This window comes from Streptomyces sp. NPDC058653, from assembly GCF_042716895.1.
Classification (GTDB): domain Bacteria; phylum Actinomycetota; class Actinomycetes; order Streptomycetales; family Streptomycetaceae; genus Streptomyces.
On record NZ_JBHXRM010000002.1, the window covers coordinates 153,651 to 174,862 of the forward strand.

A 21,212-nucleotide genomic window follows, 5' to 3' on the forward strand; every position below is an offset into this window, starting at 1 on the left:
AAAGGGCAGTGGACATGTTCCAGCGGAAAAGCGCGGCCGTACTCACCGGGAGCGGCGATGTGTCGCGGCGGGTCGAGGCCGGCGAGGTGCGGCGGAGCGGCGTCGCCCTCTTCTTCGCTGTCACGTTCACGACGACCGGGGTCTTCTGGCTGACCGCGATCCTGCTGGGCGGATCGCCGACGAGTTCCCCCACCGCCGTTCCGTATCTGCTCGGCGGCTTCGGGCCGGTGTTCGGCGCGGTCGCGGTACGGATACGCCGGTCCCGCCGCGGGGAGCCCGTACCGCCCCGGGCGGTCCGGTTCCGGCAGGGCGTACGCCTGTTGTGGGCGCTGCCCCTGCTGGCTCTGGCATCGGGGAGCGTGGTGGCCGGTGCCTTCCTCGCGGACTTCTTCGGGGGCGCCACGGTGAGCCTGACCGAGGGCAAGGAGCTGATCTCGACCGTCGGCGGGATCGTGCCGTTCGTCGTCAGTATGGTGATCGCCGGCCCGCTGTCCGAGGAGCCCGGCTGGCGCGGTACGGCGTATCCGCGGCTGCGGGCGTCCATGGGCCGGGTCCGGACCGGACTCCTGCTCGGCGCGGCCTGGGCTGTCTGGCATCTGCCGCTGTTCTTCATCGAGGGAACCGTCCAGTCCGAACTCGGCCTGATGAGCTGGAGCGGCCTGCTGTTCTCGCTCAGTGTCTTCCCCGTGGCACTGCTGACCGGTTACGCCTACGAACTCGCCGGAGTCGGTGCGTCCATGGCGGTCCACCTCGGCTTCAACGCGACCATGGCCGTACTGACCGTCGAGTCCCCGCAGACGCTGGCGTGCGTGCTGGGGATACAGATCGTCCTCGCCGCCGCGCTGATCGCCGCGCGGCGTGATCGCCGGACGGACCCGGACCTCCACGTCGCGCCCCGCCCGAGCCAGGCCGACGCCGACGCGCCGGTGCGGATCGCCCCGGTCGGCTGACCCGCCCGGGCGCCCCACCAGAACTCCACCACGGCCCCGCCGCGGCCCGGAACACGGGCCGCGGGGTCGCCCCTCACCAACCAACAACGCCGAAAGGGCACTTCGCCATGCGCACCAGCCACACACGCACCGGCCGCACCCACACCAGCCGCACACGCACCCGTACGCTCGCGGCTCTGGCCCTCCTGACCGCCACGAGCCTGTTCCTCACGGGATGCGGTCCCGACTCCAACGAGGGCTCCGGGAGCAGTTCGAGCCCCGCCGCGAGCGCCGGTGCCGATGAGGAGGCAAGTTCCGACGCGATTCCGGGTGGCAAGGGCGGGAGCCCGAGCGCGGGTGAGGAGTCCGGTTCGGGTACGGACTCGGACGCGGATCCGGGTGCCGGTTCCGGTTCGAACGACGACGCCCCCGGCAGTGGTACGGAGAACGGTCCTGTCGACAACCCCGACGCCCCCGGCGCGGACGGTACGTTCCACGGCGAGCTGACCTTCTGGGCGCCCGGCAAACTGCGGGTCGGGGAACGGGCCTTCTGGGTCGCCGACGACACCGAGATCACCGGCGGGGAGATCTGCGGGGACCCCGAGACCCCGAAGGCCGAGAAGTGCACCCCGGAGGAGTTGGACGAGGCCGCGAAGGGCGGCAACCTGGACGTCGAGGTGATCATAAAGAAGGGCATCGCGGAGCGCGTCCGGACGTACTCGTGACGACCACGGGCCGCGACCGCCGCGACCGCCGCAACCGCCGAGAACGCCGCAACCGCCGAGACAACCGAGACGACCGAGACGACCGGGACGACCGGGACGACCGAGACCATTGGCCACCATGACGACGAAGGCAGAGATGAACCGAACCGGGATACGCCCCAGGGAGGTGGAGGCGGCCTTTCTGCTCTTCCTCGCGGCGATCGCCCTGAACCCCGTCTCGTATGTGCTGGACACCTTCTTCATCTCTCCCACGGGGATCGATGAGATGCGCGGCGAGATGGGGGAGGACGGAGCGATTCGGCAGGTCGCCCTGTCCGCCGGTTTCGTGGTGGTCACCACCGCCCTGCTGCTGCTCTTCGCCCTGGCCATGCGCCAGGGGCGGACATGGGCGCGGAACACGATCACGGCCGTCGGGGCCCTCCTGCTGTTCGTTCTGGTCAACAGTGTGAGTTCCGACGAATACCGGCCGGGGGCCACCGCCGGCGCCGTCTACGATCTCGTCGTCGGTGTCGGTCCGGTCGTCCTGATCGCCGGTGCTGTCGTGCTGATGTTCCGGCCGGCGGCGCGTACGTACTTCTCCACCGCACACTCCGCATAGGAACGGCTCCGGTCCGGCCCGTCGTGGGCCGGGCCGGAGCCGTTTCCGCGGAGTACGCGCTCCTTGGGACCGGTGGTCAGTGGCGGCCGGAGACGCGGTCGGCCAGGCGGGCCAGGCGGGGGGTGGTGGGGGTGTGGGACGTGGACTCCTGGCGGTCCGCCGCGCGGTAGGCCGCGTAGAGGGTGTGGACCCCGAGCCAGCGCAGGGGTTCCGGCTCCCACTTGCGGACCTTGTGGTTGACCCAGGGCAGGGTCGTGAGGTCCGTGGGGCCGCCCTGGCCGGAGTCCTGCTGGATCAGGTCGCGCAGGGTGCGGGCCGCGAGGTTGGCCGTGGCGACGCCCGAGCCGACGTAGCCGCCCGCCCAGCCGAGTCCGGTGGCGCGGTCGAGGGCGACCGTGGCGCACCAGTCGCGGGGGACGCCGAGGACACCGGACCAGGCGTGGTCGATGTGGACGCCGGCGGTGGTGGGGAAGAGGCGGACCAGGATCTCGCGCAGGGCCGTGACGGTGGCGGGCTGGGTGCGGCCGTCGTTGTCGGTGCGGGAGCCGTAGCGGTAGGGGACGCCCCGGCCGCCGATGGCGATGCGGTCGTCGGCGGTGCGCTGGGCGTACATGTAGGCGTGTGCCATGTCGCCGAGGGTCTCGCGGCCCTCCCAGCCGATGGTGTCCCAGAGCTCGGGGGACAGCGGTTCGGTGGCGATCATCGAGGAGTTCATGGGGAGCCAGGAGCGGCGCAGGCCCTTGAGGTTGGCGGTGAAGCCCTCGGTGCAGCGCAGGATGTAGGGCGCGCGGACCGTGCCGTACGGGGTGATCGCGTGTTTGGGCTTGATCTCCGTGACGGGTGTCGACTCGTGGAGGGTGACCCCGAGGGCCTCGACGGCCCTGGCCAGGCCCTTGAGGAGCTTGACGGGGTGCAGCCGGGCGCCGTGCGGGGTCCAGGTGGAGCCGACGGCTCCGGCGACCCGTACGCGCTCCGCGGTCTCGCGTGCGCCGCGCAGGACGCGGCCGGTCTCGCCGAAGGCGGTCTCGGCGCTGTGGAAGTCCTTGAGCCGGGCGAGCTGGGCCGGGGTGTGGGCGACTTCGAGGACGCCGCCCTGGTGGATGTCGGCGTCGATCTTCTCGTCGGCGGCGACGCGTACGACTTCGTCCACGGTGGCGTTCATGGCCTGCTGGAGGCGGACGGCCGCGTCGTGGCCGTGGGTGCGGGCGTAGGCGTCGCGGCCGGCGATGCCGTTGTAGAGCCAGCCACCGTTGCGGCCGGAGGCGCCGTAACCGCAGAACTTGCCTTCCAGGACGGTGATGTTGAGGAAGGGCACGGCCTTCTTCAGGTAGTACGCCGTCCACAGGCCGGTGAAGCCGCCGCCGACGACGCAGACGTCGGCCGCGGTGTCCCCGGAGAGGGGTTCGCGGGGCGCCGGTATGCCGTCCTGGGCGTACCAGAAGGAGATGCCGCCGTTGGTGGTGCTGCTCATGTGGGTGTTCGTACACCTCGCTCCGTATCCCTGTCCAGGTCGGGAGCGCGGGGGCGGCGGCGGGTGAGGGGGTAGCAGGCGAGGCCGATGAGGACGGCGGTGAAGCGGCCGATGTCGGTGAAGTCGGGGAAGGCGATGAGCGGGACGCCGTAGAGGATGACGACGGCTCCTCCGTACGGATGCCGCCAGGGCGGGGCGATGCGGTACGTGAGGACGGCGACGGCTCCCGCGAGCCCGTAGCCGCCGCCGACATCGAGACTTTCGGCGGCGGCCTCGTGGGCGCGGCCCTCCTGGATGGCCCGGTCGAGCGCGGCTTCGCCGACGAGGGTGGCGCCGAGGTGCGCGGCGAGGGCGGTGGTGATGAGGGCTGCCAGCCAGTGGCCAGGGGCGGACTTGCGGAGACGGCGGCGCATGGGGTGATTCACCCATGGGGGGGGTGCGCAGGGGGGATCGACATCCCGGGCGGGGTGGGCGTTCGCGTGGCGGGGGGAGTTCGTGTGGCCGGGCGGGGTGGGCGCTCGCGTGGCCGGGGGGAGGCGGGCGTTCGCGTGGCAGGGGCGCGGGGCGCGGAAACGTGGTCGTGGTTCCCGGGGGCGCGCTCGTAGGCTCGGTGCGGTGGAGATCCCGGCGGAGTTGGTACGGACACAGTCGACGCTTCTCGGTGCGCCGGGGCGTGCGTTCATCGCCGCTCTCCCGGGGCGGGCGGCCGACTTCCTGAAGAGGTGGGAGCTGCGGCGTACGGGCCCGGCGATGCACGGGATGTGCGCGCTCGTGCTGCCGGTGGAGCGGGCGGACGGTACGCCGGCGGTGCTGAAGTTGCAGAGCCTCGACGAGGAGACGGCCGGTGAGCCGCTCGCGCTGCGGGCGTGGGACGGCGACGGCGCGGTACGGCTGCTGGAGTACGACCAGGAGTCGGGCACGCTGCTGCTGGAGCGGCTGGACGCGGCGCGGGACCTGGGCGGGGTCGGCGTACGGGACGGGGTCCAGGTCATCGCCGAGCTGCTCGCGCGGCTGACGGCGCTGCCCGCGCCGGCGGGGCTGCGCGGGCTGGGGGAGATCGCCGGGGCGATGCTGGACGAGGCGCCGCTGACGGTGCGGTCGCTCGCCGACGGCGGGGAGCGGCGGCTGCTCCAGGACTGCGCGGCGGCCGTACGCGAGGTGGCGGGCGAGCCGGGGGACCGGCTGCTGCACTGGGATCTGCACTTCGAGAACGTGCTGGCGCCCCTGCCGGGGCCCTGGGGTGAGGCCCGTGAGCCGTGGCTGGCGATCGATCCGAAGCCGCTGGGCGGGGATCCGGGGTTCGAGCTGCTGCCGGCGATCGTGAACCGGTTCGACGAGGGCGACGTCCTGTGGAGGTTCGACCTGATGACGGAGGTCATGGGGCTGGACCGGGAGCGTGCGCGGGCGTGGTCGCTGGGGCGGGTGCTCCAGAACTGTCTGTGGGGCATCCGTCAGGGGGAGCGTGCGCTGGCGCCGACGTGGGCGCTCATGGGACGGATACTGCTGGCGCGGTAGCCGCCCGGGAGGGCAGGCTGCGGTCATGATTCGCAAGGCGACGGCCGCAGACGTTCCGGTGATCCACACGATGATCCGTGAACTGGCGGCATACGAGAAGGCACCGGACGAGGCGCGGGCGACCGAGGCGCAGTTGCGTGAGGCGCTGTTCGGCGAGCGGCCCGCCGCGTACGCGCACATCGCGGAGACGGACGAGGGCGAGGTGGCGGGGTTCGCGCTGTGGTTCCTCAATTTCTCGACGTGGCGCGGGGTGCACGGCATCTATCTGGAGGACCTGTACGTCCGTCCGGAGCTGCGTGGCGGCGGGCACGGGAAGGCGCTGCTGACGGAGCTGGCACGGATCTGCGTGGAGCGCGGGTACGAGCGGCTGGAGTGGTCGGTGCTGGACTGGAACGAGCCGTCGATCGCCTTCTACCGGGCGCTGGGGGCCCGGCCGCAGGACGGGTGGACGGTGTTCCGGCTGACGGACGGGGAGTTGGCGAAGTTGGGGGTGGGCGGGGCGTGAGGCCCCGGGCCCCGGGCCCCGGGGGCGGGGTCGGGATCGTCGGCGGGATTGTCAGTGGGTGCGTTTACTCTCGGTGACGAGTGCAGTTGTCGCTGATTCTCCTGGGGGAGCCATGTCCGAGTCGACCGAGACGACGATCCAACAGCCCGATCCGGTGATGGCCGAGATCGGCCGGGGCATGGAGCTGGGTCAGCGGGGTGAACGGGCCGCCGCCCGGGGGGTGTTCAGCGGTGTCTGGGACCGGCTGGGGGCGGACGGCGACCCGTTCCACATATGCGCGCTGGCCCACTCCATGGCCGATGTCCAGGACGATCCCCGGGAGGAACTGGTCTGGGACCTGCGGGCGTTGGAGGCGGCGGACCTGGTCTCGGACGAGCGGGCGCGGCGTGCGGGGGTGGCGAGTCCGGTGGCCGCGTTCTACCCGTCGCTCCATCTGAACCTGGGGGATGTGTACCGGCGGCTCGGTGAGGTGGATCTGGCCCGCGAGCATCTGGCGCGGGGGCTGGACGCGGTGGGGACGCTGGGTGACGACGGGTACGGACAGTTGATCAAGGGGGGCCTGGACCGCCTGGCCGAGCGACTGACCACGCCCGGCCGGTCGACGACCTGAGACCGGGCCCGGCCGATTCGTACCCGGGTCCCAATCCGGGCTCCGCCTCGGCCTGATCAGGTTGCCGCCGGACTCCGGCCCGCCCCGGTCCGGGCTCCGCCGGCGTCCGGTCCGACTCGGCGTGACCGGGTCGCCGCCGGACCCCGCCCGTGGTCGGCGTTTGCCGGAGGCCTGGTCCGCTTCGGCCCGATCCTCCCCGGTCCGATCCTGTCGCCGCCAGATCGCAATCCGCCCTGCCCCGGTCCGGGCTCAGCCCGCGATCGGTCCGCCGGTGTCCGCCGCGTCCGAGATGCCTCGGCTTGACCGGGTTGCTGCCGGACTGCGGCCCGCCCGGGGTCGGCGTTTACCTGAGGTCCGATTCACCAGGGCCCCCATCCTTCCCAACCAGATCCGGTTGCCGCCGGATCGCGGTCCGTACTGCCCCGGTCCGATTCGGCCGACGCCGGACCGCGGTCCGCCCTGGCCCGGTCCGGGCTCAGCCCGCGATCGGTCCGCCGGTGTCCGCCGCGTCCGATCTGCCTTGGCCTGATCGGGTCGCCGCCGGACCCGGTCAAGCCCCGGTCTCCCTCGGTCCGGTCCGCCTCGGTGTGACCGGGTCACCGCCGGACCCCGGTCCGCCCGGGGCCGGCGTTTGCCTGAGGCTCGGTCCGCTTCGGTGCGAGCCGCTAGGGCTCGATCCTCCCCGGCCAGATCCGGGCTCCGCCGGACCGCGGTCCGTCCCGCCCCGGTCCGCCTCGGCCTGATCCGGTCGCCGCCGGACCCCGGTCCGCCCGGGGCTGGCGTTTGCCGGAAGCCTGGTCCGCTTCGGTTCGATTCGCCAGGGCCCGATCCTCCCCGGGCAGATCCGGTCGCCGCCGGACCGCAGTCCGGCCCGCCCCGGTTCCTGCGCCCCCCGGCTCTCGGCCCGGAGGGCGCTCGTATGCCCCCCGCCCTGCCCCCGGGCGGGTGTGGCGTCAGGCCGTGGGTTGGGGGAGTGGGGGCTCCAGGACCACCTTGCCGATCGTGCCGCGCGTCTCCAGCGCGTGGTGCGCGCGGGCCGCGTCGGCCAGGGGGAAGCGCTGTACGGCCGGGCGGAGGCGGCCGGCCGCGGCCTCGGCCAGGGCGCGGAGTTCCAGGGCGCGGACGTCGCCGCCCGCCCTCTGGATCATCACGGGCCCGAGGACGCCCTCGGAGGTGATGCCGCGCGCGGCCTGCTCTTCCTCCGAGTAGCTCAGCGGTTCGCCGTCGTGCGGGCCCTGGCCGGACCAGCCGAAGACGATGTGCTTCCCGCCCTTGCCGAGGAGGTCGACGGCGGCGCGTGCGGTGTCGCCGCCGACGGAGTCGAAGACGACCGTGGCGTGCCGGCCGGCGAGATGCGCGCGGACCGTCCCCGGCCAGTCGGGCAGCGTGTAGTCGACGGCGAGGTCGGCGCCGTTCGCGGTCACGCGCGCGACCTTCTCGGGGCCGCCGGCGAGCCCGACGACGGTGGCGCCCGCGTTCTTCGCGTACTGGACGAGGAGCGTGCCGATCCCTCCCGCCGCCGCCGGGACGATCGCGACGTCCTCGGGACCGAGGGGAGCGAACTGGAGGATGCCCATGGTGGTGCGGCCCGTGCCGATCATGGCGACCGCCTCGGCCGCGTCGAGGTTGCCGGGGATCTCGTGGAGCCGGGCGGCGTCGGCGACGGCGAGCTCCGCGTAACCGCCGGGGACCATGCCCAGATGGGTGACGACCCGCTTGCCGAGCCAGCCCGGGTCGGTGCCGTCGCCGAGCGCGTCGACCGTGCCCGCCACCTCGCGGCCGGGGATGGTGGGCAGCTCGACGGGCGCGCCGTACGGCCCCGCCATGCCCTCGCGCAGGGCGGTGTCGAGGAGATGGACCCCCGCCGCGGCGACGGCGATCCGGACCTGGCCGGGACCGGGGACGGGGTCGTCGGCCCGTTCGTGGAGGAGGTTCTCGGCGGGCCCGAACGCGTGGAGACGGATGGCGTGCATGGCTGGCTCCCTCGTGGTGTCCGGGTGCGGCGCGTGTCCGGTGCGCCGTGTCCCGAAGCGGTGCTGGGTACGGGAGCCAGCCTCCGACCTCAAGCGGACTTGAGGTCAAGCGGACTTGAGGTCAAGCCGAGCGCCGGAGCCGTACGGAGGCGACCCTGCGCATCGCGAGCGAGGCGGCCTCGATCGCGCTGTTGAACGACACCTCGGACAGCACACCAGGCGCGGCGACCTGGTCCCCGACGAGGAACACGCCGTCGCCGCGGTCGATGCCCGGCCGGTCGCGCCAGGTGGTGCCGGGCCGGTCGACCGCTCCCGTACGGCCCGCGGAGAGCGACTGGCGCCGCCAGACCGCCCGTTCGCGCCAGTCGGGGAAGCCCAGGTCCAGCAGGGCTTCGGCGCGCGCGATGCCCACGGCCGCGGACTCGCCGGGAGCCACCGGGAACTGGCCCTGGAGCAGTTGCTCACCGGCCGGCGCCACCGAGGGATCCGCGGCGGTGAACCGCTCCAGCCAGCCGGGCGCGTCGAGATCGGAGATGACGAACGGATCGCCCCTGCGCGTGGTCAGCGCGAGGTCCAGCAGGGCGGTGCGCCCGCTCTCCCACCGCAGACTGTTGTCGCCGAGCAGCTGCCGGGCCGAGTCGAGCGACGTCGCGACGATCACCGGTCCGTTCTCGGGGAGGGTGTCGACGCGGGCGACCGTCTCGATGCGTACGCCCAGATTCCAGGCCCGGCCGAGCATGCGGTCGATGACCTGGCTCCAGCCGCCGATCGCGATATGGGCCTCCGGCGGGAAGGTGGCGGCGCGCCGGAGCCGTTCCTGGACGAAGGCGGCGGAGAGCGAGCCCGGGTCGTGGTGGAAGAGGGCGACGGCGGCGTAACGGGCGGCGGCCACGGCCGCGTCGTGGCCGTGCCGTTCGGTGGCCCAGGTGTGGAAGTCCAGGTCCACGGGCGCCTGTTCGGCCCTGCTGCGGCTCGCCTTGAGCAGCCCGAAGGGCGGGGCCTTGCGCAGGGCGCCGTCGCGGTGGAAGCGCAGCCGGGCGCCTTCGACGGCCCCCACGCGCGCCATCGGGCCGAGGAGGTCGCGCTGCCGGAGCCAGGCCCAGTGCGGGCCGCGATGGTAGAAGACGTGCGGGCCTTCGTTGGCGCGGTACGCCCCCTCGGTGGTGCGGGCCCGCCCGCCGAAGGTGTGGTGCGCCTCGAAGACGGTCACCCTGGCGCCCGATTCGGCTGCCGAGATGGCCGCGGTCAGTCCGGCGAAGCCGCCGCCGACGACGGTGATGTGGTCCATGGCTCTTGCCCTTCGCTCGTTCACGGTCTCCATGTGCGGGGGTCTCCCAGTAATTGACGGAACAGGGGGCGCGTTTGTGACACCGCGGAGGCCTCGTCCGGGGGCGTTGTCAGTGGTGTGCGTCACCATGGGGTCATGGCTCGGAGGACAGCGGCAGGCAGGACGGCGACGGGAAAGACAGGCGCGGGTGGCGGGAGTGTGTCGGCGCGGCGGCCGGAGGTCGCGCTGCCGCCACTGGTGCCGTACGAGGGAGGGCTGGAGCCCGACGGGGAGTACGACGGGCAGGAGTTCGCCGGGCTGGATCTGGCGGACAGGGAAGGGCCGGGGTCGCGGTTCATCGACTGCGCGCTGCGCGACTGCGGGCTCGACCGGACGGATCTGGGCCGGGCGCGTTTCATCGACTGTGTGCTGGAGGGCATCCGAGGGGTGGGCACGGATCTCGGTGGGGCGTCGCTGCGCGATGTCGAGGTGGTGGACGCGCGGCTGGGCGGGGTGCAGTTGCACGGCGCGGTGTTCGAGCGGGTGCTGGTCCGGGGCGGCAAGATCGACTATCTGAATCTGCGGAAGGCGAAGCTGAAGGACGTGGTGTTCGAGGGCTGCGTCCTCGTCGAACCGGACTTCGGGGGAGCGGAGTTGGAGCGGGTCGAATTCCGTGACTGTGTCCTGAAGGACGCGGACCTCAGCGGCGTACGGATGAAGAACGTCGACCTGCGGACGGTCGCCGAGCTGGGTATCGCGCGCGGGATCGACCGGCTGGCGGGCGCGGTGATCAGTACGTCGCAGCTGCTCGATCTGGCACCGGCGTTCGCGGCGCAGATCGGCGTACGGGTGGAGGACGCGACGGGCGGCTGAGAGCGGGGGCCTCCGGATGGGCCGGGGCCGGGGCCGGGGCGTGGACGAGGGACGCGTGGACGCGGATGCGGGGGGATCCGGTGATCCGTACGGTGGAAGGAGGTGGCCCGTACGTGCCGGGACGGGCACGGACCAGCCGCCCAGCCCGCGCAGTGACCCGCAGCGACTGCGCACCCGACGTGGAGCCGTTGATGACCACACCACGGGATTTGTTGATCAGCACCCTGGAGGTGGCCTCCGCCCGCCCTCCCGGGGAGGGGAACCTGTCGCTCGCGCTCGCCGGGGCCGAGCTGATCGACCTCCTCCGGGAGCGGGCGGCGACGCTGGAGGACGACCGCGTCGTCCCGGGCGAGGCCGGGGCGAGCGGTGACCGGCTGCTGAACGAGGCGTCGTCCGCGTTCGTCCCGGAGGCGCCGTACGAGACGGTCGAGGACTGGCTCTGGCGCAGAGGGCGCGGCCTGGCGGCCGTCTATCTCAGGGTCCTCAGGTCGGAGGGCGGCGTCACCCAGCGGCGCCGCTCACGCTGGATCCCCTTCGGGGCCGGCCAACTGGTCCTGACGGACACTCCTGACCGCCGCGCGGCACTCGACCGCCGGACGTCGAACGAGCCGGTCCTCGCCTCGCTCGGCACGGCTCTCGGGATCAACCGACAGCGGTTCGAGGACCTCCCTGATGTGGACGACGAGCCGGTGGCGACGGTCCTGTCCGCCGTCCACAACGCGCTGAGGGATCTGGAGGCCGAACGCCAGAGGCGGTCCATCGAGCAGGCGGCCTTCGACAACATCTGGCGAGGCCAGTGACCGCCACGGTGAATCCTCGGATCGGAGACGGCGGGCCGGAAGGCGGCGGCGCGCAAGGGAGCGGGCCGGAGGGCAGCGGGGCGCAAGGCGATGGGCCGGAGGGCGGCGGGCCGGAAGGCGGCCGGAGGGAAGCGGAAGACCCCGACCGTGGGGGGTGGGCCGGGGTCTTCAATGTGCTCCGGGGGCACAGCCATGTGGGGGGTGAACCTGGCGTCGAGGTTCCTGGTGGCGTCCCGGCAGAAGTGCGTCTGCCCGGCTTCGTCGGTTGTACTCCTGCCAATCCGAAAACATCCGGCAGGGTCCCGAGGATCAGCCCATCTCCCCCCACATAAGGCGATGTCGGACGACGTTGTGGCAGGTGGCAGAGGACGCCCGGCGACGGGCCGTCAGACGCGGGGGAAGCGGGACTGGATGTCCCAGATCATCGGGTTGTCCAGCAGGCCCTCGTGCATGTCGCCGAGATCGGCCAGCAGATCGTTCAGGAAGTCACGTGACTCACGGCGCAGCAGCCGGTGGCCGAAGGTGAGGGGTGCCTCTTCGGCGGGCATCCAGTCGGCGGTCACATCCACCCAGCCGAACCGCCGCTCGAAGAGCAGACGGTCGGTCGACTCGGTGAAGTCCAGCTCGGCGTACTGCCGGTGGGCCGACCGGTTGCCGCGCGGGTCGCGATCGAGCTGTTCCACGATGTCGCACAGCGCCCACGCGAAGTCCAGCACCGGTACCCATCCCCAGCCGGTCGACAGCTCGCGGTCGGCCTTGGTGTCGGCGAGATACACGTCCCCGCAGAAGAGATCGTGCCGCAGAGCCCGGACGTCGGCGTTGCGGTAGTCGGTCTGCGGGGGGTCGGGGAAGCGACGGGAGAGGGAGTAGCCGATGTCAAGCACGCGCCCGATGGTGTCACGGCGCCGCGCGGACGAGTTTCCGCCCGCCGGGGAGCGGGGCGGGCGCGGCCTACGATCACCGCGTGCACCAGGACCAGAGCCCCCGCCGGCAGCAGAGCCCGCCCGTGCGGTGCCCGCCCCGTCGTACGTCTTCGGCCGCCCCCGCCGCCGCGCTTCTGGTCCTCGTCCCGATCCTCGGCGGCCTCACCGCGTGCGAGGGACAGGCCGAGCGCGCCGCGCCGCCCGCCCCCGCGACCGCGGGCACCGCCGGTCTCGGTGACCCGTACTTCCCCGAGCTCGGCAACGGCGGTTACGACGTCACTCACTACGCCCTGACCATCGACTACGCCCCCACCAGCAACCGCCTCGACGCCACCGCCCGGATCACCGCCCGTGCCACGCAGCGGCTCAGCGCGTTCAACCTCGATCTCGCCGGTCTGACGGTCGCCCGGGTGACCGTCGACGGCGAACCGGCCCGGGTACGGCGCGCCGACGCGGAGCTGACGCTCGTGCCGCACAGGGCCATCGGGCGCGACGCCACGTTCCGTACGGTCGTGCGCTACTCCGGTGCCCCGCGGACGATGATCGACGGCGACGGGGTACGGGAGGGCTGGCTCCGGTCGGGAAAGCGTTCGGTGGCGCTGGGGGAGCCGAGGGGCTCGATGGCGTGGTTCCCCGGCAACCACCATCCCAGCGACAAGGCGGCGTACGACATCAAGGTCACCGTGCCGAAGGGGCAACAGGCGCTCTCCAACGGTGAGTTGGTGAGAGAGCGGACGGCCGGCGGCCGTACGACCTTCAGCTGGCACTGCGCCGAACCGATGGCGAGTTATCTCGCGACGGTCGCCGTCGGCCCGTACCGCACCAAGACCTCCCGGACGCCGGGCCCGGCCGGTGTCCGGGTCCACACCGCGGTCGATCCGGAGGTGGCGGACACCGGTGAGGGGCTGCTCGGGCGGATCCCCGCGATCATGAAGTGGGGGGAGAAGACCTTCGGCCCGTACCCGTTCTCCTCCACGGGCGCGATCATCGGGCGGTCCGGTGACGCGGACTACAACCTGGAGACCCAGAACAGGCCGTTCCTGCCCGGACCGGGCGGCGTCGAGATCCTCGTCCACGAGCTGGCCCACCAGTGGTTCGGCAACTCGGTGACCCCCAAGACGTGGCGGGACATGTGGCTCAACGAGGGCTTCGCCGAGTACGCGGAGTGGCTCTGGGCCGAGTCGATGGACGGCGTCCCGGCGAAGACCAGTTTCGACCGGGCGTACGACGACGCGGAGAACTGGGGTTTCCCGCCGGCCGAACCGCCGAACGCGGCGAGTCTCCTGGGGCGGCCGGTCTACGGGCGTGGAGCGATGGTGCTGCATCAGCTCCGGCGTGCGGTCGGCGACAAGGAGTTCTTCGCGCTGCTGCGCGGCTGGGCACGGACGTACCGCCACGGCAACGCGTCCACCGCGGACTTCACGGCTTTCGCCCAGAAGCGAACGCCCCACGATCTGACCGCCCTCTGGGACACCTGGCTGCACGGCTCCAAGAAACCACCCCGCCCGACGGGGTGAGGCGGCGTCGGAGCGGGACGGGAGCCGCCCCACCGCGCGCGGCGCGGCTTCGCCGGTGCCGGGACTGGAGCCACCCGCCGGGCGGTGCGCCCGCTGCCGGGCACGAGGCTTCCCGCCAGCGCGGGCCGGCTTCGCTCCGGCGTTGGGCACGAGCGTTCCCGTCAGCGCGGGGCGTTGGCGTCGACGTCCAGGACGAGCGCTTGCGGTCGGGCGCGGCGCGGCTTCGTCGACGCCGGGCACGACACGCTTTGCCGGGGGGTGCGCCCGCCGTCGGGCACGAGGCTTCCCGTCAGCGCGGCGCGGCGGCGTCGGAGCGGGGCACGAGCCGCCTTGCCGGGCGGGGCGTCCGGCACGAGCGCTTGCCGCTGGGCGCGGCGCGGCTTCGCCGGTGCCGGGCACGAGCCGTCCCGCCGGGCGGGGCCTCAGGATTCGGTCGCTCCGTAACGCGAAGGGCCCCCGGCCGTGGCCGGGGGCCCTTCGCGTGCGGGTGGGCCGTGAAAACCAGGGGTCATCGGTCCGGGAGGCACTCGTTCCGGAGCCGACGGCCGTGGAGTCGGTGGCTCAGAGGTTGACGCCGAAGTCCGTGGCGATGCCCGAGAGACCGGAGGCGTAACCCTGGCCGACCGCGCGGAACTTCCACTCGGCGCCGTTGCGGTACAGCTCACCGAAGACCATCGCGGTCTCCGTGGCGGCGTCCTCGCTCAGGTCGTAGCGCGCGATCTCCGCGCCGCCGGCCTGGTTGACGATGCGGATGTACGCGTTGCGGACCTGGCCGAAGTTCTGGCTGCGGGTCTCGGCGTCGTAGATGGAGACGGGGAAGACGATCTTGTCGACGTCGGCGGGCAGACCCGCCAGGTTGACGTTGATCGCCTCGTCGTCGCCCGCGCCCTCGCCCGTGCGGTTGTCACCGGTGTGGACGATGGTCTGGTCCGGCGTCGACTTGTTGTTGAAGAAGACGAAGTGGCCGTCGGACACGACCTTTCCGGTGGCGTTGACCGCGATCGCCGAGGCGTCGAGGTCGAAGTCCGTACCGGTGGTGGAGCGGACGTCCCAGCCGAGGCCGACCGTGACGGCTGTCAGGCCCGGTGCCTCCTTGGTGAGCGAGACGTTGCCGCCCTTGGACAGGCTTACAGCCATGGGGATGGTCCCTTTCGTTGTCTACGAGCTCTGGTACGGGCTTCGATCGGATCGAAGCTACCGTCACCCCGCATAACGCAGACAGAGGACTCAGAGGTTCCTTAACGCCTTTGATTTGTCTGTGCGGACACGGGACCATGGACACATGTCCGGTTCCCCGCACGTCATCCGTGGCTCCGTCTCGCTTCCCGAGGCCGAGCTCATGTGGCGTTTCTCGCGTTCGTCGGGGCCGGGCGGACAGCACGTCAACACCAGCGACTCGCAGGTGGAGCTGCGTTTCGACCTCGCCAAGACGGAGGCGCTGCCTCCGGTGTGGAAGGAGCGGGCGCTGGAGCGGCTCGGGAGCCGGCTGGTGGGCGGCGTCGTGACCGTACGGGCGTCCGAACACCGTTCCCAATGGCGTAACCGCGAGACGGCTCTGGTCCGGATGGCCTCGCTCCTCGCGGAGGCGACGGCTCCGCCGCCCCGTCCGCGCCGAGCCACGAAGATCCCGCGGGGCATCAACGAACGCAGGCTGCGCCAGAAGAAGCAGCGCGCGGAGACGAAGCGCGGGCGCAACGGCCGGGATTGGTCCTAGCCGCGCCCGTGAGCGCAGCGGCAGCCGTACACCCGCAGCCGCACAGCAGCACGGCCGCACGGCCGCCCCGCCGACCGCGGCCGTGAGGCCCCGCCCCGGCTCAGCTCTTCCCCAACTGCCGGTATTTCCCCCGGAAGTACGTCAGCGGGCCCGGGCCCGCGTCCCCCGTGCCGCCCGGCACCGACGCCGTCAGCACCCGGCCCACGACCAGCGTGTGGTCGCCCGTCACGATCCGCTGTTCCGTACGGCACTCCAGCACCGTCAGCGCCCCGTCGATCAGCGGCGCCCCGCTGACCTCGCCTCGCCGGTAGTCCATGTCCTCGAAGAGCAGCCGGTCGCTGATCCGCCCCTTCATGGAGAAGCGGCCGGCGATCCGCACCTGGTTCTCGGAGAGCATCGACGCCGCCCACATCGGCTGCTCGTCCAGCAGGTCGTCCATCCGGGAGCCGGTGCGCAGGCTCACCACCACCAGGGGCGGGTCCAGGGACAGGGACATGAAGGACGTGGCCGTCATCCCCGCGTCCGCGCCGTTCGGGCCGTCGTCCGGGTCGTACGCGGTGACCAGCACCACCCCGGCGGCCAGCCGGGAGAGCGCGGCACGGAACTCGTCGTTACTCACTCCCTCAGCATGCGGGACGGCCTCGGCGGGGACGGCCTCGTCAGGGATGGCCTCGGGAAGGACGGCCTCGGTACGGGGGGCGGTTGTCTTCTGCAGCACGCCGTCCACGCTAGCCCCGGCCGTGGCATGCCCGCATCGGGCCACAGGACCAGCCGGGACCTAGGACCAGCACTGTGGCAGCATGCGTCCGGGCCCACCGCCCGGCCCCGCACAGCGAGCCGTGCGCCCTCAATGCGCCCCCATGTGCGCCCCCGACCGCCCCCGTCCCGTCCCGCCTTCCGACCTCCGTCCCGGACCCCACCGCACGACTCCCACCTCGATATTTGCGTTCATGAAAGCTCTGGAGCGCTCCCACGCCCCCACCCAGCCCATCCTCCCCTCGTGTGACTTGACTCACAGGGCCCAGGAATTGTTGACCCTGTGTACCGAGTGCACAGCTCGCTGTGATTCAGTGGCCGGGATACCGCATCAAGCGAGCCGATGAGAATTCTGGAGTTGCTGTCGAGGTCTCGGGGAGAGCGAACGATGGAGACCGAGTCGGAGCCGTACGTCCGCCTTGCGACCCTGCGGCAGCTGCATGACGTTGTCGGCGAGCTCAACACCGCGCGCAGCCTGGCCGACACCTTGCAGACGGTTGCCGACGGCATAGTCAAGGGTCTGGGCTACGAGCTGGCCTGCGTCAATCTCGTACAGCCCGACGGTGACCTGGTCGTCGCGGCCTTCTCGGGCAACGCGTCCGCCGAAGCGCTGATAACCGGCCGCGTCGGCGCGCGCGCCTCCTGGGAGCGCCGGCTCAGCATGGGCGAGAGCTGGGGCGAGCTGCGGTACATACCCCACACCGAGGGCTGGATCCTCCTGGAGGACGACGTCCCCCAGTGGTACACCGAGGGACCCGATCCGCGGTTCGAGGACGAGTGGCACCCCCAGGACCGCCTCTACGCGCCGATGTACGCCTCTGGGGGCGGACGCGAGCTCCTCGGGGTCATATCCGTCGACCGGCCGCGTGGCGGGCGCCGTCCGGGCCCCTGGGGGCGTGAGGCGCTCCAGATGTACGCCTCCCAGGCCGCCATTGCGATAAGCAACGCCCGCCTCAGAGCAAACATGCAGCGCGCGCTGGTCCGGCTGGAGCGTGAGCAGCAGGCGCTCCGGGCCAGCGAGGAGTCCTTCCGGCAGGCGTTCGAGTACGCGCCCAGCGGTATGGCCATCGCCGAGATGGGCGGGGACCAGCACGGCAGGCTGCTGCGGACGAACGACGCGCTGTGCCGGCTGCTCGGGCGCTCCGCGTCCGCGATCCGCCGCTACTCCTTCTCCGACCTCGTCCACCCCGAGGACATCGGCACCCTGCTCCGTACGTCGGCCGAGGGCGGCCGGGCCGAACTGAGGCTGGCGCGCCGGGACAACAGCTACGTGTGGGTGTCGCTGCGCAACTCCGTCGTCGCCGACACCACCGACGGTCCCCGTTTCCTCCTCACCCACGTCGAGGACATAGAGGAGCGCAAGCGCAACGAGCTCCAGCTGGCGCACCGCGCCTCGCACGACTCCCTGACCGGTCTGCCCAACAGCGCCGAGCTGCGCGCCCGGCTCAGCGCCCGCCTCTGCGAGCGGCCTAACGCGGTCGCGGTGCGCGAGACGGCGGTGCAGGCGGTGGACAAGGCGTACGGCGGCTACGAGGCCGGGTACGACGGCGGCTCCGGCACCGGCACGGGTGCCGGCGGCTACGACGAGGGCTCCTACGGAGGTGTCGTCCCGTACGGCTCCGGCCAGGACGCCTACAACGGGACCAGCGGCGCCTCCTACGCGCCCGTGCCCGCCACCGGCTACGGGCCGCCCCAGGGCGGGGGTTACGGCGCCGCCGAGGGCTACGAGCCGTACGAGTCCTACGACCAGTACGACCAGTACGACCCGTACGGAGCGGACCCCGCCGGTGAGCGAGCCTTCGCCGGGGACGCCTTCGACCCGTCCTCCGGTGTCGCGCCGCTCGACCACCATGTGCACACCGTCGCGCCGGGCGCCGATCCCGACGACGGGAGCAAGGGGCTCGCCGTTCTCTTCTGTGACTTGGACGGTTTCAAGTCGATCAATGACCGTTTCGGCCATAACACCGGCGACGCCGTCCTCATCGAAGTGGCCCGCAGGCTGAACACCGGCGTGCGGGACGGCGACACCGTCGCGCGTCTCGGCGGGGACGAGTTCGTCGTCCTCGCCGACGGCCTCGGCGCGACGGACGCCGCTGACCTGGCGGTTCGTCTGCGCAACGCGATCATTCCGCCGATCAGGGTGGACGGCAGGGCGGTCCGCGTGGGCGCCAGCTTCGGGATCGGCTGGGCGAGTTGCGGCATGACGGTCGAGGAAGTGCTCAAATCCGCGGACCAGCGGATGTACATCGAGAAGCGCTCGCGGAGCAAGGTCCAGCGCCGGGCGGGATAACGTCGTCGGTGTGTCGGGGGCGCCGGGGCACCGCCGTGTCCTATCTCTCTGTACGGCGGTTCACCGCTGTCCATCGATGTCCCGAGAAGTTCATCGTGGGAACGGGCAACCGCCCACTCCCGTCAAGGCCCGTCCGTATGCTTGCCCAATCGAGGTAGGCTCGGCCGGTCGGCGACGCTGGCGAGACGGTAAGGAGTGACCCAGGGATGACGGCCGGGAACGACGGCGCGAGTAGGCCCGAGGACGACGATCCGTTCGGCTATCTGTACGAGGACGGACAGACGGCGGCCAACGGTGCGCAGGCCCGGCGCGGCGGCTACGGCTACCCCGGTCCCGCGTCGCAGCCCGGTGTGCCGAGAACGTCGTACAACCAGGTCAGGACCGTCGGCGAGCGTCAGTACGGCCAGGTCCCGCAGCAGGGTCCCTACGGGCAGCAGCCTCAGTACGGAGGCCAGCAGCAGTACGGTCAGTCGTCCCAGGGCCAGGCCCCGTACGGCCAGTCGCCCGACGCGCACTACGCGGCCCCCGAGGCCGGCGGCGCCCAGACCCGTACGGTTCCCGCGCAGCGCGGCGGCGGTCGTGGCAGTGGCGGCGGGCCCAACACGAAGGGTCTGCTCATCGGCGCGGTCGCCGTGGTGGCGGTCGTCGTGATAGGGATCACGGCCGCGCTGCTCAACGGCGGTGACGACACCAAGAACGCGGACGGCGGCCCGACGGACGCCCCCACGACCGGTGAGTCGGCGGCTCCCAGCGAGGAGCCCGGCCAGGCCGACCCGGACGAGGACAAGCAGACCGAGCTTCCGAAGCAGGACGCCGCGACGCTCAAGCTCGGGGCGCCGGCGGTGCTGGCGAAGGACATCCCGGGCGCGAAGGGCGCGGACGGCGCGTATGTGACGTTCAACGGGCCCGGCGGGTCCGCCAGTTGGACGGTCGATCTGCCCGAGGCCGGGCAGTACACGCTGTTCATCACGTACGGCGTGCCGGGCAAGGACGCGAAGACGTCGCTCACGATCAACGACGAGAAGCCGCGCTCGGTGAACATGTCCAACTTCGCCAAGGCGAAAGAGGGTGACTGGGCGAAGGGCTGGACCACCACCTACGCCTACGTCAACCTCAACAAGGGCAGCAACACGCTGAAGCTCTCGTGCGAGGCCGGCGACCAGTGCGAGGCCATTCTCGACCAGGTCTCGCTGGAGCGGGGCCAGGCGAAGGGCTGAGCCCGGGCCGCCCGGGGGCGCCTTGTCAGGCCTCCCCGGCTATCACCTTCAGGAACGCCGCCACCGTCCCGGTCATCGCCTCGCGAGCCGGGACGAGGTATTTCCGGGGGTCGACCATCCTCGGGTCGGCCTCCAGAGTGCGCCGGACGGCGCCCGTGAAGGCGGTGTTCAGCGCCGTACCGACGTTGATCTTGACCATGCCCGCGGCGACCGCCCGCCGGATCTCGGCGTCGGGGACGCCCGAGGAGCCGTGCAGCACGAGCGGTACGGGGACGGCGCGGCGCAGCGCGCGGATCAGCTCGTGGTCCAGCGCCGCCGTGCGGTCGGTCATCGCGTGCGAGGAGCCGACCGCGACGGCGAGCGCGTCGACGCCGGTGGCGCGTACGTACGCGACGGCCTCGGCCGGGTCGGTACGGACGCCGGGCGTGTGGGCGCCCGGCGGGGGTTCGCCGTCCTTGCCGCCGACCTTGCCCAGCTCGGCCTCGACCCAGATGCCGCGCGCGTGGCCCCAGGCGACGGCCTCGGCCGTGGCGGCGACGTTCCCGGCGTAGGTCAGTCTCGACGCGTCGAACATCACGGAGCTGAAGCCCTCGCCGTCGGCGGCCCGCAGGAGGTCGGGGGATTCGACGTGGTCGAGATGGAGCGCGAGGGGCGCGCCCGAGGCGCGCGCGACGGCGGCGGCCCCGGCGGCGATCGCGGTCAGCCGCCCGCCGTGGAACTTCACGGCGTTCTCGGAAACCTGCATGATCGCGGCCAGCCCGACCCGCTCGGCCCCGGCGGCGATGGCCTCGGCGTGCTCCAGGGTGATGACGTTGAAGGCGGCGACGCCATGTGAACGCCCGGACGACTGCCGCGCGCTGGCGCCGGAGACGAGCTCACGTGTGCTGACGAGCGGCATGCGACCCCTGTTCCAACGGCTCGAACTGCAAGGACTGCCCCGGGAGCGGCGACTGCGGGGACTGTGTCGGCTGTGCCGTCCGCCCGGCCTGCTGTGACCGTGTCGGCTGCGCCGGTCGCGCGGGCCGGTCCGACTCCGTCGGCGGCACCGCCCGCGTCGGGCGCATGGACCTTGGCGGTTGTACCGGTCGCGTCGGGCGTGCGAGCTGTAGCGGACGTGCCGTCTGCCCGGCCTGGTGAGGCCTTGTCAGCTGCGCCGGGCGTGCGGGCTGGTCCGACTGTGTCGGTGGCGCGGACTGCGCGGCCGGTGTCGGCCGTGTCGTGCACGCGGCTTGATCGTGCTGTGCCGTCCGCCCGGTCTGTTGAGGTCGTGCTGGTAGCACGGACTTCGCCGGGTGTAGCGGCTGCGCCGGGCGCGCGGATTGCTCCGACTGTGTCGGTTGTAGTGGCCGTGCCGGGCGCGTGGGCTGGTCCGACTGTGTCGGTGGCGCGGACTGCGGGGACTGTGGCGGATGTGCCGTCCGCTCGGCCTGCTGAGGTCGTGCTGTCCGCAAGGCCCGCTCCGGTCGTTTCGGCCGTCCGGCCCGCTGGGGCCGTGTCGGCTGCGCCGAGCGGACGAACTGCGCCGACAC

At 72.3% G+C, this 21,212-nt stretch carries 20 protein-coding genes; 12 read left to right on the top strand and 8 right to left on the bottom strand.

What is annotated here, in order from left to right; translation table 11 throughout:
- Positions 1-14 precede the first annotated feature (14 nt).
- The 3 genes from ACFWU9_RS02390 (at position 15) to ACFWU9_RS02400 (ending at position 2,252) form a co-directional block, all read left to right on the top strand.
- Positions 15-950: a CPBP family intramembrane glutamic endopeptidase gene (locus tag ACFWU9_RS02390; RefSeq protein ID WP_384314053.1), complete on the top strand. Its 936-nt coding sequence runs from the start codon at positions 15-17 to the stop codon at positions 948-950.
- 107 nt (positions 951-1,057) lie between these two features.
- Positions 1,058-1,654 carry a hypothetical protein gene (locus ACFWU9_RS02395; protein WP_384314055.1) on the top strand — a complete coding sequence of 199 codons (597 nt, stop codon included), beginning with the start codon at positions 1,058-1,060 and terminating at the stop codon, positions 1,652-1,654.
- A gap of 118 nt (positions 1,655-1,772) precedes the next feature.
- Entirely contained in the window at positions 1,773-2,252 is a 480-nt protein-coding gene (locus tag ACFWU9_RS02400; RefSeq protein ID WP_384314057.1) for a hypothetical protein, read from the top strand.
- Positions 2,253-2,328: 76 nt separating this feature from the next.
- Here the strand turns inward: ACFWU9_RS02400 and ACFWU9_RS02405 are convergent, their stop codons facing one another.
- Both ACFWU9_RS02405 and ACFWU9_RS02410 read right to left on the bottom strand, forming a co-directional pair.
- Complete coding sequence (locus tag ACFWU9_RS02405; RefSeq protein ID WP_384314059.1) at positions 2,329-3,723, bottom strand: NAD(P)/FAD-dependent oxidoreductase; 1,395 nt, start codon at positions 3,721-3,723, stop codon at positions 2,329-2,331.
- Positions 3,720-4,136 carry a rhomboid-like protein gene (locus tag ACFWU9_RS02410; RefSeq protein WP_384314060.1) on the bottom strand — a complete coding sequence of 139 codons (417 nt, stop codon included), beginning with the start codon at positions 4,134-4,136 and terminating at the stop codon, positions 3,720-3,722. Before ACFWU9_RS02410 ends, ACFWU9_RS02405 begins: the two co-directional genes overlap by 4 nt.
- 202 nt (positions 4,137-4,338) lie before the next feature.
- On the opposite strand from ACFWU9_RS02410, the gene ACFWU9_RS02415 reads away from it, so the two are divergent.
- The 3 genes from ACFWU9_RS02415 (at position 4,339) to ACFWU9_RS02425 (ending at position 6,353) form a co-directional block, all read left to right on the top strand.
- On the top strand, positions 4,339-5,238 hold the full coding sequence (locus ACFWU9_RS02415; RefSeq protein WP_384314062.1) for an aminoglycoside phosphotransferase family protein: 900 nt from the start codon (positions 4,339-4,341) through the stop codon (positions 5,236-5,238).
- A gap of 25 nt (positions 5,239-5,263) precedes the next feature.
- The gene (locus ACFWU9_RS02420) at positions 5,264-5,743 is read left to right on the top strand and encodes a GNAT family N-acetyltransferase (protein WP_384314064.1); all 480 of its coding nucleotides are present in this window, start codon (positions 5,264-5,266) and stop codon (positions 5,741-5,743) included.
- 112 nt (positions 5,744-5,855) lie between these two features.
- A complete protein-coding gene (locus tag ACFWU9_RS02425) occupies positions 5,856-6,353 on the top strand; it encodes a hypothetical protein (RefSeq protein WP_384314066.1) in 498 nt (165 codons plus the stop codon).
- Between the two features lie 953 nt (positions 6,354-7,306).
- On the opposite strand, the gene ACFWU9_RS02430 is transcribed toward ACFWU9_RS02425, so the two are convergent.
- The gene (locus ACFWU9_RS02430) at positions 7,307-8,326 is read right to left on the bottom strand and encodes a zinc-binding dehydrogenase (protein ID WP_384314068.1); all 1,020 of its coding nucleotides are present in this window, start codon (positions 8,324-8,326) and stop codon (positions 7,307-7,309) included.
- A 121-nt stretch (positions 8,327-8,447) separates the two neighbouring features.
- Positions 8,448-9,614 carry an NAD(P)-binding protein gene (locus ACFWU9_RS02435; protein WP_384314070.1) on the bottom strand — a complete coding sequence of 389 codons (1,167 nt, stop codon included), beginning with the start codon at positions 9,612-9,614 and terminating at the stop codon, positions 8,448-8,450.
- 135 nt (positions 9,615-9,749) lie between these two features.
- On the opposite strand from ACFWU9_RS02435, the gene ACFWU9_RS02440 reads away from it, so the two are divergent.
- Positions 9,750-10,466, top strand: a complete 717-nt coding sequence (locus ACFWU9_RS02440) for a pentapeptide repeat-containing protein (RefSeq protein WP_384314072.1) — start codon at positions 9,750-9,752, stop codon at positions 10,464-10,466.
- A gap of 191 nt (positions 10,467-10,657) precedes the next feature.
- Positions 10,658-11,266 carry a GPP34 family phosphoprotein gene (locus ACFWU9_RS02445; RefSeq protein WP_384314073.1) on the top strand — a complete coding sequence of 203 codons (609 nt, stop codon included), beginning with the start codon at positions 10,658-10,660 and terminating at the stop codon, positions 11,264-11,266.
- 386 nt (positions 11,267-11,652) lie between these two features.
- Here ACFWU9_RS02445 and ACFWU9_RS02450 read toward each other — a convergent pair whose 3' ends face one another.
- The gene (locus tag ACFWU9_RS02450) at positions 11,653-12,150 is read right to left on the bottom strand and encodes a hypothetical protein (protein ID WP_384314075.1); all 498 of its coding nucleotides are present in this window, start codon (positions 12,148-12,150) and stop codon (positions 11,653-11,655) included.
- 80 nt (positions 12,151-12,230) lie between these two features.
- Between ACFWU9_RS02450 and ACFWU9_RS02455 the strand changes: the two genes are divergently transcribed.
- Positions 12,231-13,706: a M1 family metallopeptidase gene (locus ACFWU9_RS02455; RefSeq protein ID WP_384314076.1), complete on the top strand. Its 1,476-nt coding sequence runs from the start codon at positions 12,231-12,233 to the stop codon at positions 13,704-13,706.
- Positions 13,707-14,267: 561 nt separating this feature from the next.
- Here the strand turns inward: ACFWU9_RS02455 and ACFWU9_RS02460 are convergent.
- Positions 14,268-14,843 (bottom strand): TerD family protein, encoded by a 576-nt coding sequence (locus ACFWU9_RS02460; protein ID WP_384207536.1) that lies wholly within the window; start codon positions 14,841-14,843, stop codon positions 14,268-14,270.
- Between the two features lie 145 nt (positions 14,844-14,988).
- Between ACFWU9_RS02460 and arfB the strand changes: the two genes are divergently transcribed.
- Positions 14,989-15,420: an alternative ribosome rescue aminoacyl-tRNA hydrolase ArfB gene (gene arfB / locus ACFWU9_RS02465; RefSeq protein ID WP_384314078.1), complete on the top strand. Its 432-nt coding sequence runs from the start codon at positions 14,989-14,991 to the stop codon at positions 15,418-15,420.
- Between the two features lie 100 nt (positions 15,421-15,520).
- Here arfB and ACFWU9_RS02470 read toward each other — a convergent pair whose 3' ends face one another.
- Entirely contained in the window at positions 15,521-16,087 is a 567-nt protein-coding gene (locus ACFWU9_RS02470; RefSeq protein ID WP_384314395.1) for a flavin reductase, read from the bottom strand.
- Between the two features lie 477 nt (positions 16,088-16,564).
- Here ACFWU9_RS02470 and cdgB point away from each other — a divergent pair, with 477 nt between their 5' ends.
- Positions 16,565-18,466, top strand: coding sequence for a diguanylate cyclase CdgB (gene cdgB / locus ACFWU9_RS02475; RefSeq protein ID WP_384314080.1), 1,902 nt, complete (start codon positions 16,565-16,567; stop codon positions 18,464-18,466).
- Positions 18,467-18,672: 206 nt separating this feature from the next.
- Positions 18,673-19,683, top strand: coding sequence for a carbohydrate-binding protein (locus ACFWU9_RS02480; RefSeq protein WP_384314082.1), 1,011 nt, complete (start codon positions 18,673-18,675; stop codon positions 19,681-19,683).
- Between the two features lie 25 nt (positions 19,684-19,708).
- On the opposite strand, the gene ACFWU9_RS02485 is transcribed toward ACFWU9_RS02480, so the two are convergent.
- A complete protein-coding gene (locus ACFWU9_RS02485; RefSeq protein WP_384314084.1) occupies positions 19,709-20,581 on the bottom strand; it encodes a ketose-bisphosphate aldolase in 873 nt (290 codons plus the stop codon).
- Positions 20,582-21,212: the final 631 nt, after the last annotated feature.

What these genes read in the sequence shown, in the direction of transcription:
- ACFWU9_RS02435 (WP_384314070.1), bottom strand. Translation starts at nt 9,614, where the DNA reads ATGGACCACATCACCGTCGTCGGCGGCGGCTTCGCCGGACTGACCGCG.
- ACFWU9_RS02485 (WP_384314084.1), bottom strand. Translation starts at nt 20,581, where the DNA reads ATGCCGCTCGTCAGCACACGTGAGCTCGTCTCCGGCGCCAGCGCGCGG.
- ACFWU9_RS02390 (WP_384314053.1), top strand. Translation starts at nt 15, where the DNA reads ATGTTCCAGCGGAAAAGCGCGGCCGTACTCACCGGGAGCGGCGATGTG.
- ACFWU9_RS02460 (WP_384207536.1), bottom strand. Translation starts at nt 14,843, where the DNA reads ATGGCTGTAAGCCTGTCCAAGGGCGGCAACGTCTCGCTCACCAAGGAG.
- ACFWU9_RS02445 (WP_384314073.1), top strand. Translation starts at nt 10,658, where the DNA reads ATGACCACACCACGGGATTTGTTGATCAGCACCCTGGAGGTGGCCTCC.
- arfB (WP_384314078.1), top strand. Translation starts at nt 14,989, where the DNA reads ATGTCCGGTTCCCCGCACGTCATCCGTGGCTCCGTCTCGCTTCCCGAG.
- ACFWU9_RS02480 (WP_384314082.1), top strand. Translation starts at nt 18,673, where the DNA reads ATGACGGCCGGGAACGACGGCGCGAGTAGGCCCGAGGACGACGATCCG.
- cdgB (WP_384314080.1), top strand. Translation starts at nt 16,565, where the DNA reads ATGGAGACCGAGTCGGAGCCGTACGTCCGCCTTGCGACCCTGCGGCAG.
- ACFWU9_RS02420 (WP_384314064.1), top strand. Translation starts at nt 5,264, where the DNA reads ATGATTCGCAAGGCGACGGCCGCAGACGTTCCGGTGATCCACACGATG.
- ACFWU9_RS02410 (WP_384314060.1), bottom strand. Translation starts at nt 4,136, where the DNA reads ATGCGCCGCCGTCTCCGCAAGTCCGCCCCTGGCCACTGGCTGGCAGCC.
- ACFWU9_RS02440 (WP_384314072.1), top strand. Translation starts at nt 9,750, where the DNA reads ATGGCTCGGAGGACAGCGGCAGGCAGGACGGCGACGGGAAAGACAGGC.
- ACFWU9_RS02405 (WP_384314059.1), bottom strand. Translation starts at nt 3,723, where the DNA reads ATGAGCAGCACCACCAACGGCGGCATCTCCTTCTGGTACGCCCAGGAC.
- ACFWU9_RS02395 (WP_384314055.1), top strand. Translation starts at nt 1,058, where the DNA reads ATGCGCACCAGCCACACACGCACCGGCCGCACCCACACCAGCCGCACA.
- ACFWU9_RS02400 (WP_384314057.1), top strand. Translation starts at nt 1,773, where the DNA reads ATGACGACGAAGGCAGAGATGAACCGAACCGGGATACGCCCCAGGGAG.
- ACFWU9_RS02425 (WP_384314066.1), top strand. Translation starts at nt 5,856, where the DNA reads ATGTCCGAGTCGACCGAGACGACGATCCAACAGCCCGATCCGGTGATG.
- ACFWU9_RS02430 (WP_384314068.1), bottom strand. Translation starts at nt 8,326, where the DNA reads ATGCACGCCATCCGTCTCCACGCGTTCGGGCCCGCCGAGAACCTCCTC.